The following is a 14958-nucleotide window of genomic DNA, read 5'->3' as shown; positions in this document are numbered from 1 at the left end:
ATCCAGATAATAAGAGATAAGCTAGTGATCAACTACGAAATGATTTTTGCAGAGTTAGATGCTTTACATTCAAATGGTGTGAAATTCTTTGAGGACTATACACCGAGTGAATTTGATGAGTTAAATGATTTTTTAGATGATAATAGCTTGATTTTAGGAATAAAAGTTAAACCACATCGAGAATCAAAAACAGGCAATAGATCAATTGATGCTATTTTAGTTAAAAAAGTATAGCTTCTTTATGTCTTGATATAGATCAGGATATTCATATCTACTGAGTCTCTGCTAATAATGCTACAGCTATAGCTTTACGTATAATGGCTTCTTGTTCAGCGGATCGTGTCCGTTCTCTTGATGTAATGTTGCGATCAGAATTGTTTAGCTGCTTATAATTTTTATTATAGGTATTAACTTGACTGTAACTATAATTTTGATTAAAAACTACCGATTTCTGTTTTGAACTATATGTTTTTACTGTTTCTACACGTCTTGCACCTTGTGGTGGAGGTGTTTTTGTGTAGTTGGTTGTTCCATTTTTACCTATCCATTTATAAAAATCTTGAGCAAAAATATGAGGTGATTGGATTGCGATTATTAAGAAAAAAATATTTAAAAGTATAGGCTTATTCATTAGATTGTTTGTATTTTCTATATATTATGGGAAGTAATATTATGATAATGTGCAGGGTGGATTGTTTCAACCCCCTCTAAGGCATGACCTTTAATACCAAAATAAGAATTATAGATGACATACCTAGTAGGAGTATGTCATGTCGAATCAAAACATCGATTGGGAAAAAGGAAATATACAAGAACCCAATCAGATCAATTGGGATAAAGGAGAAATTTCTCCCCCATTAAGTGAAACAAAAGCAAAAAAAGGCTTTCTTGGACAAGCTAAAGATTTGGGGGTATCTGCATTAAAGGGTGCTATCGCTGTACCTGAGTCAGTGGTTGGTATCATGGATACCATGTCCTATGGTGCTGTCGGAAAAACCTTAGAAAATAAAGATGGTGCAATTGGTTTCCGCCCAAATGAGGCGAAACAGGCTTTAAGCAACCTACATACCGATCAGTATAAAGCACAACAGCAGCAGTTTTCTGATGCAGGTAAGGATGGGAATTGGGTTGATAAGGTCGTTGATAAGACTAAGGTTGCTCTAAAGAATCCATCTTTAATCGCTAACTCCGTTGTTGAGTCTGTTCCATCTATTCTAGCCAGTGGTGCAATGGGCCGAGCGACAGGTATTGCCAACCCTGTAGTTGCTGGTGCGGTTGGTGAAGGTCTTTCAATGGCTGGTTCACAAGCTGAACAGATCCGCCAAAATACGGTAGATGGGAACCTTACGGCAAATCAAAGCTTAGCTTCTGTTGGTACTGGTGCATTAGGAAGTTTATTCAGTTTGGCTGGTGGGCGAGTAGCTCAAAAGCTGGGTATCGGTGATGCTAATACTCTCTTAGCAAGTGGACGTGCTGGTGCAACTGATGTTGCCAGTGAAATTGCAAGTATGCCAGCCAAATCAGTACCTCGTAAAATTATTGAAGGTGCATTACATGAAGGCTTATTAGAAGAATTACCGCAGTCTGTATCTGAGCAGATCCTACAAAATTTAGCTCTAAGCAAACCTTGGAGTGATGGCATTGAAGATGCTGCAGTCATGGGTACATTGGCAGGTATGGCAATGGGTGCTGCGGCTGGCCCTATGCATGGTGGACATAGTAATCATTCTGATTCTGTTGAACAGGGAAATTCTGGCCAGACTCAAAATTCTGATATTCCTCAGCTTGGTATGCGAGATCAGGCAATTGATGGCGAGTATATTCCACGCCAAGATATGCCATCACAAAATAATCCACAACGCGAAGCCTATACCTATGATCAACAATCTACTGATGCAGAAAATTTATTAGGAAATAACAATAATAATTCTAATTTTGGTGCACCTGATAGTTTTGCAGATACAAACCCTTCTAATACTCCACCGAATGGACCGAATACACCACCTGCGCCAAATGGCACATATTTAAATGCACCACAAAAACCATCGGAGCAAATGGGCATTAATCCAAATGATGGTCCCATGTCATCGGCAGCAGCTTTGGCAGTGGATTCTGGTGCTTCACCAGCATTGCAAACAGGTTTTACACAAGAGCTGCAAACGCAAGATCAAGCCACTACTCCACTTGGTAATGTAGTGCCGAATGATTACCGAGAACTAATGGGGACTCAAAATAATGAAAAACCCTTTGCAACAGGCTTTACAGATGCAGCAGTACAGCAAGGAAATGCACAAACTGACGATAGAGGCAAATCACTTCCTCAACAGCATGACACCAATACAGCGAATACAATGGTCGGAAGCACTGAAACAAGTGCAGCAACGACAGCACCAACAAAAATTGCAGAGCCAATTTTAGGTTCAGATGGTCAAAACAAATGGTTTGGTAGCCAAGAAAAAGCACAAGCATTTATTGATAAGAAAAAACTTGGTAATGATTATCAGATTACTCAAGCAGATAAATCACGCTTTGAAATCACACCTAAACAAAATGAATCTGCCACTCCAGCTACAGTAAAACCAATCTTCAGTAGTAATCAAGCTGTGGGTTCAGTGGGCTATGCCCAAGATGTTGCTAAACAAGCTGTTCAGCAATATCAGGGCGATAAATCTACCTTAGAAGATCCCAAAGCATCTTTAACTGGTAAAGGATCTGCAACAGATCTTATCTACTACAAAAATTCCCCTTCATTTAGCGATGTTCAGGTCGGGCCTGATGCTTCGGGTGATAAAGCGATTGTAAAGCTCACCAGTGCCAAAACAGGACGTGTAGAACAACGTGAATACCCAAGTTCATTGATTGATTTTAATAATTTCTTAGAAGGAACAAATAATAATGTTTCAAAATCCACGCAAGACAATCTACAAAATAGTAAGACAGCAATTTCAGCAACAAGTGAAAGCCAAGCGGCTTTGGGTGATGCTCACCAATCTATGGATCAAGCTGCTAGTCAGACAGTATATGATCCTCAAGATCAAATAAGCGCATTAGAGAATCAGCTTTCCAATGAAAAAAATGTCATCCAGAAAGCCAAGCTAAGAAAGCAAATCAATGAATTAAAAGCAAATGTTTCTGCATCTACTGCGAATAATTTAGATGTTTCGGCACATGCAGCAGCAACTAGCCCTGAAAATAACCTACCTGAACCTACACAGGCACAAAAGGAAGCTGGAAATTATAAGAAAGGGCATGTCCAGTTTCATGGCTTAGATATTTCGATTGAAAACCCACGTGGATCTGACCGTACAGGGCAACGTCCTGATGGTACAGAGTGGCGGCATACCATGACTGACCACTACGGCTATATTAAAAAGACCATGGGGGCGGACGGTGATCACGTTGATAGTTATATCGGCCCTGATCTGGAATCACAGCATGTATATATCGTAGACCAAATTGATCAGAAAACTGGAAAGTTTGATGAGCATAAGGTCATGCTTGGTTTTAATGATCAGGATACGGCAACCAAGGCATATCAAGCGAATTTCGATAAAAATTGGAATGTTGGACACATTCGTGCAATGACCATGAATGGCTTTAAGCAATGGTTGAAAGAAGGCGATACTACGAAACCTTCAGCAGAGTTTGATGATAAAACTGAAACCGTTACAACGGCAGCAGGTCGTGATCTTCAGGTACGCCCTAAAGTGGTTGAAGCATCAGATTTAATTGCTTCTAATACATCGGCAGGTGCGGTGAATGAAGCCTACCCACAAGAATTACAACCACGTGACCGTACACGCTTGGCATCACTGCATCAAATCAATTCAATTGCCAATGATCTTAAACCTAATCTATTAGGTAAAAGCCCAAGTGCATCTAATGGTGCACCAATTGTATCGAGTGACAACATTATTGAAAGTGGCAATGGTCGTACCTTGGCCATTACTCAAGCTTATGCTCAAGGTAAGGCAGAGCATTATCGTAACTGGTTAAAATCCGAAGGTCATGACATCACAGGAATGAAGCATCCTGTATTGGTACGTGAGCGTATGACTCCAATGTCTATGCAAGACCGCATGGCATTTACTAAAGAAGCCAATACATCGAATACATTAAGCTTGAGTGCTACGGAACAGGCCCAAAGTGATGCAGCAAAACTTGATGATGCAATCTTGAGTCAATATCAGGGTGGTGATTTAACACTCTCAAAGAACTTAGGTTTCGTCCGTCAATTCATGTCCCAGATTATTGGTCATACGGAAGTTGGTAATATGATCTTGGATGATGGCTCATTATCCCAAAATGGGGTGCGTCGCATTCAAGGGGCTTTACTATATAAAGCCTACAGTGATGAAAGCTTACTACATGAAATTTTAGAAAATACCGATAGCGATATTAAGGCGATTGGTAACGCTTTACTTGATGTATCGGGTGATTGGGCGCTCATGCGTGAACAATCAGAAAATGGCACAATCTCACGCCGTATTGATGTGACACCTAACTTGGTTGAAGCAGTGCATTTGGTGCGCCATGCACGTGTAACTGATACACATATTTCAGAAGTGATTGAGCAGGGTGATATTTTTGAGGGTGAGATTGATCCTGTGACTCAGGATTTTATCCGCTTATTTTTCCGTGGTGAAAACTACAACCGTGCCAGTGGCCGAGATTCTGTTGCGAGTGCATTGAAATACTATGTTAATTTAGCGACAGAAACCAAAGCTGGTGAAAATATTTTTGGTGAACCTGAACTTACAGGGCAAGAACTGATTCGAGGCGTAAATGAAAAACTCTCTAACCAAGAAAAAAGTAAACAGCAACAAAACCTCCTTACAAGCGAGAGAGCTAATGACTCAAATGCTGGAGAAAACAGCACAACAGGAGAAGGACAAACACCTAGCCAGCCTGATGCAAGATCGCCGACTCAGTCAAAAATAATAGAAAATCAAAAGCTTTCAGAAGATAAAAATAATAAGCCTAGTCAAAAATTAAAAGAAGTGATCCAAGACTTTGGTGAGAAGATTGAAGGAGCGAAAAAAGATATAGGGATTGGTATATCTACCGAAACATCTGCAGATGATATTGCACAACAGCCTTTGTCTAAAGTTTGGGATAAGGATACCTATAAAAAAGATGATAATAAGGTCCGTGCTGCACTTAATTTTGTGATGCGTAGTGAATTGCCATCTAAACCAAGAGTATCGTACAAGGTTAAGTCATGGGTAAACAAAGTTATTGCTGCAAGAGATGCAGTGAGTAAATTTGGTAACCTGAGCCTTGATGAATTATCAACCATAGCTGATAGCAATAAGATATTAAGTAGCAGCTTTCATAAAGTTATGCTGTTGCAAGATGTTCCTATTGAGCAATGGTCAAGAGTTGGCAAAGTCTCTGAATATCCTTATGCATATCAATATGACAAGGATGGTCATAAAATCACAATCCCACAATCCAACATTGAGATTGATGGCAAAACACTAAGGTTTACCACTGGCAGTATTCTTGATGCTGTAACCAAAGCAGAAATTCTGGAAAAACTTGGTTCTGAGCAACCGAAAGTTAAGGTTAAAACGAAGCTTGAAGCCCGAGATTTCTATATTTATCGCCGTAAAGTAGATGGTTCTCGATTTATTACACGTAAAGCGGACAAAGAGAAGCGACCTCTCAAAGAATTTTTATCTGATACGCCTATAACTGAGGTACGACAATATATTCATAATAATCTTGAGATATTGTCTCAAGCTTGGGAAGACATTAAAGCTCAAGATAATGTTGGTAAAGGCGATATACGTAATCATGAGAACAGCGGACGCACAGGTAAAGACTGGCGTAAGGGACGTGATGCCAGCAATCAGGATTTCATGGATGCATTTGGCTTTCGTGGAGTACAGTTTGGTAATTGGGTACATCAACAAGAAAGGCAGCAATCGCTGAATGAAACCTATGATGCTTTGCATGATTTAGCAGAAATACTGAATATTCCAACCAAGGCTATTAGTTTAAACGGTGAGTTAGGTTTGGCATTCGGCGCTCGTGGTAGTGGTCGAGCAATGGCACATTATGAGCCTAACCAAGTGGTGATTAATCTTACTAAAACCCAAGGTGCAGGGTCGTTGGCGCATGAATGGTTTCATGCTTTGGATCATTATTTTAGTCGTCAACGTGGTGAGAGTAAGTCGGTTAGCCGTGAAGATCATTACATCACTTATAAACCTGAAGCCATGTATCGGCATAAGACACAAGTATCTTTGGGACTAACGTATGCCGAACTACAAAGAAAACACAAGCAAAATCCAAAATCTGGATACTTTAACCCTGAAAACTGGCAAAAAGATCCAAATCATCCACAAGGTGTGCGCCCTGTAGTTGAAAAAGCATTTGCTAATTTGGTAGAAACCTTGAATGGTTCTCCGATGAAAAAGCGTGCCAGTGCATTAGACAATCGTGCAGAGAAAGGGTATTGGTCCAGTATTATTGAGATGGGCGCAAGGTCATTTGAAAATTATGTGATTAGCAAAATGGCATTAAATGGTATGTCCAATGATTACCTTGCCAATGTTAAAAACTGGGAAGCATGGAAACGTGATGGTAAGAATGAAGACCGTTATCCATACCTCAAACCTGATGAAGAATCTCCGATTATTGAAGCCTTTGATAACTTGTTCAGTACCATTGAATATCAACAGGATGAGAAAGGAAATATAAAATTATATAGCCGTGAAGCAAGCAACCAACGTAGAACAGCTACTACAACAAATCAAGTACGCGCTAAGCTTGTTGAAAAATATGGTGAAAAATTAATTTCTGATCTTGAACGTCAAGGCAAACTAGAAATTCTTGAAACCTATGATCAGCAAGGAATCGAAGGGTTTTACCAAAATGGCAAAGTCACTTTAATTGCAGATGCTTTGACAGATGAAAGCATCATTCCGACATTCTTGCATGAGTTAGGTGGTCATGGCGGTTTTCAGAACATGATGAACCAGGAACAATATGCAAACTTAATGAAACAGTTTGATGAAATGGTTCGCCGTGGTCATCCAGCTTTTACTGAAGCAAAACGTCTGGCTGAGCGTGAATCAGATCCTGAAACTCAAAAGCTTGAATATCTCCCTTACTTACTATCACTTGCCAGCCACATGCAGATTAGAAATGCGATTCAGAAGGGAGCACTGAAATCATTTATCGGTAACTTGATCTCAAATGTAAAAGCATGGCTATTTGATCGTCTTGGTATGAATATCAATCTGAATCAGGATGACATGGTGGCACTGGCTGAGCGCATGATCAACAAGTCTGCTAACCATACTGATCAGCAAAATATTAGCTTTAGTGAAAAGGACAAGTCGCCTGTATTTACAGATGCTTTTTCAATAACTGAGTCAGAACAGCAACGTATAGCTAAAGAAATTGACCGATTGGCGGAGTCTATACAAAGCTATCCACAGCCTGTACAGATGAAAATGCCACCAGTATTACTTGCTTTAAATGCTGTCCGTGAAGGTTTGAATATTCAGAATTTGCCTTTAGAACTGGATAAACAAACTTTAAGAAAAATTATGGGGCGTGTTGATGGTAAACAGGACTCTGCACATCAATTAACAAGAGAGCAAGCAAAACAACTATTTGGTGAAATTACCAATCCTGTAATGGTATTGGAATCAGATACAGCAGGTGGATTGGTTATCGTAACAAATCTACAGGATACAGATGGAAAGCCATTCATTTCCGCAATTCATCTTGATAAGCGAAAAGGTAAGTATCATTTTAATGAAATTGCTAGTGTATATAGTAAAAATAACTTTGTGACTTGGATTAAAAACCAAGATGAGAAAGGGAATGTAATTTATTTTAATCAAAAGAAAAGCCTCACTGGTCTGACGCTTCCCCCGCTCCAATTGCGGGGAGTAGTAGACCGTAAGGCTTCTGATCAAAGTGTACTCACCGCTGATGATGTTGTCAATTTCTTTGAGAAATCCAAAGCTGAAAATGACAAACTCTATAGCCGTAATTTTGATATTAATGAGTCACTTAATAAACTGAGTGAAAGTATTAAGAATGCATCTGTGAAATCCATTCAACAGCGTATGGGATACACATTTAAAGACTGGCTAGGCATTGGTTTACAGGCATTAGGTCGCCGTCAATTGACTGAAATCTATCATAAGATTTTGCCGCAGTTGACCAAGTACAATAACTTGGCTGCTCAAATGGATGCCGATAAAAATGATGCTGGTGCCGAAGCCGACACCTTAGTCCGTGAATGGGCTAAATTGAGTGATGAGCAAGCCTTGGCTGAATTGATGCATGATTCAACTTTGGCACAGATTGATCCTGCAAAACTACATCAAAATGGCGATAACTACCTGAAATATGTTGCTCTAAGACAGCGTTTTGAAGGATTAACTCCTGAAGCACAGAAAATCTACACAGATGCACGTGATGCTTACTCTAAGCAACATCGGAATATCCGTGATGCCATCCGTGAACGGATCCTTCGTGCCAGTATGGGCAATCAGCGTAAGGCTGAATTACTGCAACAAATGGATGCAGACTTTTTCCATAAATTGAAAGGCGTGTATTTCCCATTGGCACGTTTCGGTAAATATGTAGTGATTGTACGGAATGCCAAGGATCAGGTTGAAAGTGTGAGCCGTGCCGAAACGATGGCGGAAGCACAGGCTTTACGTGAGGAACTTATTAATAAGTACCCAAATAGTAAAGTCGATAAAGTCGTTTTAAATAAAGATTACAATGCCAGCCGTGACATGGTAGGTCGTGGCTTTATGTCGAATCTTTACAATGAGTTGGATAATTTAGGCATTTCAGCCAGTGAAAAAGCACAGTTGGAAGATACTTTGGCACAGCTTTATTTAGCTTCTTTACCTGATTTATCTTGGGCAAAACATGGCATTCATCGTAAGGGTACTGCTGGCTTTAGCCAAGATGCTCGTCGTGCCTTCGCTCAGAACATGTTTCATGGTGCAGGATACCTTGCAAAACTGCGTTACTCGGATCTGCTCGATGAGCAGCTCTCGGATATGCAGAAATATGCAGATGAACAAGCCAAAGATAATCCTGAGTATGACCAGCCAACCGCGCAACGTGTCATTAATGAAATGAACATGCGCCATGAAAACTTGATGAACCCAAAATCGAATCCACTCTCAAGTACGCTCACCAGTGTCGGTTTTTTATATTATCTTGGTTTATCTCCAGCATCAGCAGTTGTCAATTTATTGCAAACACCATTGGTTACATTGCCTGTGATGGCTGCCAAATGGAATTTGAAAAAGTCTAGTCAGGCATTAATCAAAGCTTCTGAGGAAGCAGTTAAAGCCAAGAATGATATGTCCAAAGTTCTCACTGGTGATGAGCTACAGGCATACAATGAAGCTGTGAGCCGTGGTGTGATTGATGTAACACAAGCACATGATTTAGCTGGTATTGCTCAGGGTGAAGATAGTGGTGTGATGTGGAAATTACGTCCGATTATGCGTTGGGCAAGTTTTCTATTCCATCATGCAGAACGCTTTAACCGATCTGCAACCTTTATGGCAAGTTATCGCTTGGCTAAAGAAAGTGGTGCAAGTCATGCTGAGGCTTTCGATCAGGCAGCCGATGTAACCTATCAAAGCCATTTTGATTATAGTTCGGGTAACCGTCCACGTCTTATGCAAGGCAATGTGGCCAAAGTCGTTTTCTTGTTTAAACAGTTTGGTCAGAACATGGTTTATTTACTGACACGCCAAGCATATCAAGCAATTAAAGCCGAAAATCCCGAAGATCGGATGCAAGCACGAAAAACTTTGGCAGGTCTATTGATGACTCATGCCTTGGCATTGGGTGTACTCGGTTTACCATTGGTCGGTATGCTATTGGCTGGTGCCTCGATGATTGGTGGCAGTGATGATGAGCCGTGGGATGCAGAGGTTGCATTACGCAATATGCTTGCGGATATGTTTGGTGACACAGTATCGAACATGATCGCTAAAGGGGTATCACGTGCTACGCCGTGGGATATATCTGGGCGTGTTGGACTCAGTAGCCTGATTTTACCCGATGTACAAGAAGGGCTAGAGGGACAGCGTTGGGCTGAATCAGCAATGGCTGGCGCACTTGGACCAGTTGCAGGAATTGGGACTGGTATTTTAAAAGGCATGAACAATATTAGTGATGGCAATTTTGAGCGTGGATTAGAAGATATGTTGCCTGTTGCTTTAAAATCACCTTTAAAATCTATGCGTTACCAAATGGAAGGTGCTCAAGATAAAACAGGGATCAGTATTTTGGATGAAGTCGGAACAATGGCAATTGTAGGTCAGACACTTGGCTTTTCTCCATCCGATGTCCGTACTGCATCAGAAGGAAAATCCGCTATTTATCAGATGAATCAGCGATTACAGGCTAGACGTTCTCAACTACTTGCACAATTCTCTCGAGCCAAAATGAATGATGATGAAGAAACATTATCTGAGGTATGGGCAGATATTGAGAATTTTAATGCTAAGAATCCATCACGCCGTATCACCAAGCCAAATGCGATGCAAAGTTATCGTAACCGTATGCGCCGTATCAATCATTCTGAAAATGGTGTTTATATTCCGAAAAAACATCATGAGATCTTAGATGAGGGACGTTTTGCTTTTGACAATTAAGTCCTAACCCCTGTAAGCCTCGCTAAATATTCACTACTCCATAAAACTCTACGTTCAAACGTGGAGTTTTTTTTATTGCCAGAAATCGGGGGAAACCGTGGCAGATCAACAAGCAATTGATACGGCTGCCAGCATGACAGCAGTAGCAGCAAAGACTGCCGTAGCAGGTGGCGCAGCAGGGGTAATTACATCGGTTGGTGGTTTAGATATTGGTTTATTAATCAGTATTTTGGCAGCAATAGGCGGTCTAGTCGTGAGTTTTTTCGGGTTCCTCGTAACCTGGTATTACAAATACAAAGCAGACCAACGAGCACAAGAATTACATGAAATTGAAGTAATGAAAGAAAAAGGGGAGTGTGATGTCAAACAAGACTAAATTTGCTGTTTTACTCACATCTGTTATTGGTACAAGTGGTGTGTTATTTACAACAGGCTATGAAGGATGGCGTTCAAAGCCGTACTACGATACAGGTCGTGTTGTGACACAAGGATTTGGATCTACCCTAAAACCTGATGGTTCAAAGATCAAAATTACAGACAAGCCAATTACCCAAAAACAAGGCATTGAATATTTAACGGCACACTATGCACGTGATGCCAAAGTCTTTAACAAATCGTTGCAGGGTATAAAGCTTTCTCAAGATGAATACGATCTCTATGCCGACTTCTCATACCAGTTCGGGACACCTGCATGGACATCTTCAGCGATGTTACGCAACTTAAAACAAGGGAAATACATTCAAGCCTGTAAATCATTGGAAAACTGGCGCTTTAGTCGTGTCGGTGGGAAAAAAGTTGATTGTCGTATAGATCGTGGCTGTGCTGGGGTTTGGCATCGTCAGCATGCCCGTATGGAGAAATGCTTGGGAGCAAATACATGACAACAGCTCTTTTAATTATAAAAGTGATTTGGGATTTTCTAGTCAAAGTTTTTATTTGGATCATGTCAAATAAGCGTTGGTCTTTGATCATTGTCCTTGCACTTTATGGTGTATTCCAAACATGGCAGAGCAACAGCTTGGCAAATGACTTGAATAGTGCTGATGCTAAATGTGCAACAAAGGTGAATCAGGCCAAAGATGAATTAAAGCAGTACAAAGCAGACCAAAAAGAAGCAATTGAAACAGCAAAGACTACGGTTGCTACACAACAGCAAAAATGGGCTGAAAAACTTTTAAAGGTAGAACAGGATGCGAGTAAAAAAATACAAGATGCGGCTGCTGCCGCTAGTGCTCTTGATGTGGCTAATCGCGGGCTGTCACAGCAAATCAGTCGTGCAAACGAACGTATGTCCAGTGCTTCCAGCGAAGCCATTGCGGAGTACGCCAAAACCTGCAATCTCGTACTCGAAGAAATGGCAACAGCAGGTGGAGAAATCGCAAAATCGGCTGATGGCCACGAAATTGATACAGAGCGACTAGAGGAATCGTGGGACGTTGTAGCAAGTGGAGAGAAGCCCTCTAATTGAGGGCTTAGGAATTTTTATTAGTCATAAAATAAAACATCTAGCATCGCTACTCGCCCATTCCAAGCTTGTTGCTCAATCTCATTGGTTGGTTTAGGAGAGTTCCACCACACTGAATCCATAATGCGACAGATGATTTCTTTCCAATATGTATCGTAATTTATTTTGCTTTGAGATATTCCAAAATCCTTACACAGATTTTTTTTATTCTTACCGTCGACACAAATAAAGATATCTGGTCGTTTTAGTGCAAGTAATCTGGTAGCTGTAGCAATACCAGTTCTTTCATATGCAATTTCAAACTTCTGAATATAAGCATTGTAATGATCAATAGTCACTGCACCTTCTAATGGGATCTCATCTAATGCATCTGAAATTTGTTGATTATTTTGATTGATTGCCTGAAAAAAAGATCCTGATCCTCGCATACTCCCAAACCAACCAGCTTCTGGATAAAGCTGATTAGGAAGTCCTGAAATGACTAATCTTTCATCTTTGCTCATATAGCTAAATATTTTCTTTGTTTCAAAAGTTTGTTTGCTTAACTTGAGTAAGCCACAGCGATTTTGAAAACCATTAGGATATGGATCATTTTTGATAGCAGTAAAAAGATCGCTCCATGACTTTGTCATGATATCTGAAAGTAAAGGGGATTTTACTTTATTAGTATCTGATTCATTATTATAGTTACCAGATACTCTGACTAGATAATTCTTCTGTGTATTCCATAAGTTTCTATAGTTTTGAGCTTCTTGACGAGTAACTACACTACCTTGTTCCCAAAAACTTGAAATAGTGTGTTCGACTTCGTCTCGGAACTCCTTAGTTGAATCACTGGAATTTATATGAACTAAAAGTTCTGTATTAGTTGTTAGAGCACCCTTTGTTAAATTGGCACTACCAATTAGAAGATCCCAAGAATTTTGAGACCAAAATAGAAAGACCTTTGGATGAAATACTCCATCTGGTTGTAGTACAAAATGGCATTTTTCAGAGTTAATAAACTTATCAATTACATCAGGATGTGTTTGATAGAAATGAGTACCTATAACAGCCTTTGAAATTTTTTCTCTATTTTCATAGATAGTATTGAATGCCATTGTATCAGTGCTTGCCCAAGCAACAGCGAATGAAAGGTTCTCATGAGCAGTTACTAATTCGGTAATTTTCTTATCAAGTGTTTTTCCGCCATGGCAAAGTTGCATGATTTTTCCTTATTAACTTTATAGGATTAAATGTAAAAATTATGAAAATTTATAATATTATAAGTTAGAAGATTCTTTATAAGTCGAGCATACAATGAAAAAAATACTCTTTTTGCTTGCTACAGTTCTCATCTTTACCTCATCTGAAGTTTCTGCGAAAAAAATACATTCAGTGAGTGATGATCTGATTAAAGAAAAAATCATTCAGGATTCAATAGACTCGTATCCTGGCCCATGTGCTTGCCCGTATAATTCTGCTAGAAATGGTAGTCGTTGTGGGAAGCGTAGTGCTTATTCGAGAGCAGGGGGATATGAAACTCTTTGCTATAAAGAAGATGTAACAAAACAAATGATTCAAGACTATAAAAACAGGAATAAAAAATGAGTAAGATTCTGAAAATTTCAACATTTACACAAGACGTTATTACCATCATGGTCATTTCGACTGTAATCATTATTGGGGCACTGCACTTTCAAGCTACTCATAAGGATGTTAAGGCAGGCTATATAGAAGGAACTGACGGTTACTCTGGCTATATGTTTGCTAAGTACAATCAGTTGAAGTTAAAAGGCCAATGTGAGTATGCTAAGGATCCAGCATTTTCCGAATTTAAAACCAGTGAAGAATTTATGCAGGGCTGTCATAAGTATTTTGAAGAATAAAATATGTTAGAGATTTTTTTAAAAATTGTTGCTGCAGTTACTGGTTTTTGTTTACCAATAATCATTGCATATTTAAATAATAAGCTAGCACATTTAAAAAATGGTAGAGAAATAAGAAGTGAGCTTCTGAAACTGGCTGAAGATTTTGATAACAGCGATCTGAACAAAAAGCCTATACTTTATAAAGATAGAATGGCTCAATCACTCTTTAATAACGATAATCTAACTTATCATGAAGCAAAATATTTTTCTAATTATGAGAATGCTGATTTTTGGGTACGAGAATATGCCAAAATCAGGGGGTTATTAAATAGAAAGAGAAACTCATTAGGGGAAGTTATAGGATTTACACCTAAATATACTAATTGGGGGATTTTTTTTAGGCTTGTTGGATATTTTGTTTGTGCTTCACTTGGTCTAATTCCATTTATCATGGTGAATAAATATATTGATTGGATGGAAAAATATTATGAAAACGGCATGCTGGTAAGCATATTTTTAATGATTGCCTTGCCTGCAATTTCACTTTGGATTTCCTACGTTTGCTTAAAGTATGCTGAGCGCTGTACAGCATGTAAAATGTTTTTAACGGATTTTCAAGATAATGCTTTTGAAATTCCATTACTAATAGATCCACCAGAAAACCCTCAAGTATGAGCGGGTTAATTGATTCTAATGTCGATCTATCATTAAGAGTTCATACATTGTGTATGAACTCTTTAAAAAATTTAAAAGCCTTTATTTTACCGTACCTAAAACTGGAACCATTCTTGGTCCAGCTTTACGGGCTTTACTTACGATTTCAACTAATTCATCGTAAGTTAAGTTGAAAGAATCTGAGCTATCAAAGATGTATTCAACATTTTTGTCTTTTAGTTCTTCTGGTTTTTCAGGGATAAAGCGTTCAGGAATTAACTTTTGGGTGAGTCCTTGGTCTGATAAGTGTTTAGGTAGCATGTCTTGA

At 39.3% G+C, this 14958-nt stretch carries 11 protein-coding genes; 8 read left to right on the top strand and 3 right to left on the bottom strand.

All coding sequences use genetic code 11. The features are described from left to right. Positions 1 to 24 precede the first annotated feature (24 nt). Complete coding sequence (locus F975_RS08820) at positions 25 to 234, top strand: hypothetical protein (protein ID WP_004752425.1); 210 nt, start codon at positions 25 to 27, stop codon at positions 232 to 234. Positions 235 to 271: 37 nt separating this feature from the next. On the opposite strand, the gene F975_RS08815 is transcribed toward F975_RS08820, so the two are convergent. Further along, positions 272 to 631 (bottom strand): DUF4124 domain-containing protein, encoded by a 360-nt coding sequence (locus F975_RS08815; protein ID WP_004752423.1) that lies wholly within the window; start codon positions 629 to 631, stop codon positions 272 to 274. Positions 632 to 770: 139 nt separating this feature from the next. Here F975_RS08815 and F975_RS16010 point away from each other — a divergent pair, with 139 nt between their 5' ends. The 4 genes from F975_RS16010 (at position 771) to F975_RS08790 (ending at position 12129) form a co-directional block, all read left to right on the top strand. Further along, entirely contained in the window at positions 771 to 10661 is a 9891-nt protein-coding gene (locus F975_RS16010) for a PLxRFG domain-containing protein (protein WP_004752421.1), read from the top strand. A gap of 97 nt (positions 10662 to 10758) precedes the next feature. After that, positions 10759 to 11037: a holin gene (locus F975_RS08800; protein WP_004752419.1), complete on the top strand. Its 279-nt coding sequence runs from the start codon at positions 10759 to 10761 to the stop codon at positions 11035 to 11037. Then, complete coding sequence (locus F975_RS08795; protein ID WP_004752417.1) at positions 11021 to 11542, top strand: glycoside hydrolase family protein; 522 nt, start codon at positions 11021 to 11023, stop codon at positions 11540 to 11542. Before F975_RS08800 ends, F975_RS08795 begins: the two co-directional genes overlap by 17 nt. Then, positions 11539 to 12129 (top strand): hypothetical protein, encoded by a 591-nt coding sequence (locus F975_RS08790; protein ID WP_004752415.1) that lies wholly within the window; start codon positions 11539 to 11541, stop codon positions 12127 to 12129. Before F975_RS08795 ends, F975_RS08790 begins: the two co-directional genes overlap by 4 nt. 17 nt (positions 12130 to 12146) lie before the next feature. Here the strand turns inward: F975_RS08790 and F975_RS08785 are convergent, their stop codons facing one another. Then, positions 12147 to 13331, bottom strand: a complete 1185-nt coding sequence (locus tag F975_RS08785) for a phospholipase D family protein (protein WP_004752413.1) — start codon at positions 13329 to 13331, stop codon at positions 12147 to 12149. 94 nt (positions 13332 to 13425) lie between these two features. Between F975_RS08785 and F975_RS08780 the strand changes: the two genes are divergently transcribed. From F975_RS08780 to F975_RS08770, 3 genes are read left to right on the top strand one after another with little or no spacing between them, the layout of a single operon-like run. Continuing rightward, positions 13426 to 13716, top strand: a complete 291-nt coding sequence (locus F975_RS08780; protein ID WP_004752411.1) for a hypothetical protein — start codon at positions 13426 to 13428, stop codon at positions 13714 to 13716. Next, positions 13713 to 13994, top strand: a complete 282-nt coding sequence (locus F975_RS08775; protein ID WP_004752410.1) for a hypothetical protein — start codon at positions 13713 to 13715, stop codon at positions 13992 to 13994. The genes F975_RS08780 and F975_RS08775 overlap by 4 nt, the downstream gene beginning before the upstream one ends. 3 nt (positions 13995 to 13997) lie before the next feature. Further along, positions 13998 to 14651, top strand: coding sequence for a hypothetical protein (locus tag F975_RS08770; protein ID WP_004752408.1), 654 nt, complete (start codon positions 13998 to 14000; stop codon positions 14649 to 14651). An 81-nt stretch (positions 14652 to 14732) separates the two neighbouring features. On the opposite strand, the gene F975_RS08765 is transcribed toward F975_RS08770, so the two are convergent. Beyond that, positions 14733 to 14951, bottom strand: coding sequence for a hypothetical protein (locus F975_RS08765; RefSeq protein ID WP_004752406.1), 219 nt, complete (start codon positions 14949 to 14951; stop codon positions 14733 to 14735). Positions 14952 to 14958: the final 7 nt, after the last annotated feature.

Origin of the sequence: Acinetobacter brisouisimilis (genome assembly GCF_000368265.1) — a bacterium.
In the GTDB taxonomy this organism is placed as follows: Bacteria; Pseudomonadota; Gammaproteobacteria; order Pseudomonadales; family Moraxellaceae; genus Acinetobacter.
Note: the sequence above shows the minus strand (reverse complement) of the source record. Positions and strands in the feature narration are given on the sequence as shown.

Bases quoted from the DNA above. Each gene is read 5' to 3' on its own strand.
- F975_RS08785 (WP_004752413.1), bottom strand. From the start codon at position 13,331: ATGCAACTTTGCCATGGCGGAAAAACACTTGATAAGAAAATTACCGAA.
- F975_RS08780 (WP_004752411.1), top strand. From the start codon at position 13,426: ATGAAAAAAATACTCTTTTTGCTTGCTACAGTTCTCATCTTTACCTCA.
- F975_RS08765 (WP_004752406.1), bottom strand. From the start codon at position 14,951: ATGCTACCTAAACACTTATCAGACCAAGGACTCACCCAAAAGTTAATT.
- F975_RS08770 (WP_004752408.1), top strand. From the start codon at position 13,998: ATGTTAGAGATTTTTTTAAAAATTGTTGCTGCAGTTACTGGTTTTTGT.
- F975_RS08795 (WP_004752417.1), top strand. From the start codon at position 11,021: ATGTCAAACAAGACTAAATTTGCTGTTTTACTCACATCTGTTATTGGT.
- F975_RS08775 (WP_004752410.1), top strand. From the start codon at position 13,713: ATGAGTAAGATTCTGAAAATTTCAACATTTACACAAGACGTTATTACC.
- F975_RS08790 (WP_004752415.1), top strand. From the start codon at position 11,539: ATGACAACAGCTCTTTTAATTATAAAAGTGATTTGGGATTTTCTAGTC.
- F975_RS08815 (WP_004752423.1), bottom strand. From the start codon at position 631: ATGAATAAGCCTATACTTTTAAATATTTTTTTCTTAATAATCGCAATC.
- F975_RS16010 (WP_004752421.1), top strand. From the start codon at position 771: ATGTCGAATCAAAACATCGATTGGGAAAAAGGAAATATACAAGAACCC.